This is a genomic window from Phormidium sp. CCY1219 (assembly GCF_055795085.1).
The window spans coordinates 1-590 of sequence record NZ_JAYFEQ010000286.1 but is presented as its reverse complement, the minus strand read 5'-3'; the positions used below and the strand labels follow the sequence as shown (position 1 = coordinate 590).

Sequence of the window (590 nt, the reverse complement as noted above, 5' to 3'; positions counted from 1 at the left end):
TCGCCGCGAATCGAGTCCCCCAAGCCAGTTTGACAGGCAGAAAGTACCACCACTTTCGCATTCAGCTTCAGGTTGAAAATGTCATGCAGGCGCAAAAACCCATCTACCGCATTGCCCCGTTCATCCACCAGAGATAGCACAACCCCCGACAGTTCCGGCGCATTACTATTCACAAACCCATGTGTGGCAAAATGTACCATTTGATATTGAGTTAAATCCGTTTGCGCCACCGTAGCGCGAGAGGCATCGAAATCAAACGCAGGCATCGCCGCATTCTCCGGAACCAACTCTAAAATCGCTTCCGCCTCTTCGCGCGTCCCCGGAAGTGCCGGAATCGGACTCCCGATAATCGTCTCCGCAGAACGATTCACCACCACCCGATGCAGATTCGACTTGTTGCCAGAAGTTTCGCCCGTCACTCTTGTATCGTCCGGTTCAAACACCGGATCCGCAATTAACGCAACCGTTTTCGGCGCAGTTTGGCGCGGTTCGTCTTGCCGCAAAATCGCCAAGGTTGAGGCAGAAGGCAGATTGACAATTTCGTGACTCACCAGCAACGGCGTCAACTCCTCCGCTTGCGGTTCGGGTAA

The 590-nt window shown here is 53.7% G+C and carries 1 protein-coding gene; it reads right to left on the bottom strand.

The features are described from left to right. Nucleotides 1-590, bottom strand: a 590-nt coding sequence (locus AC0QH1_RS04410) for a CHAT domain-containing protein (protein ID WP_324629676.1), incomplete at both ends; no start/stop codon positions are given.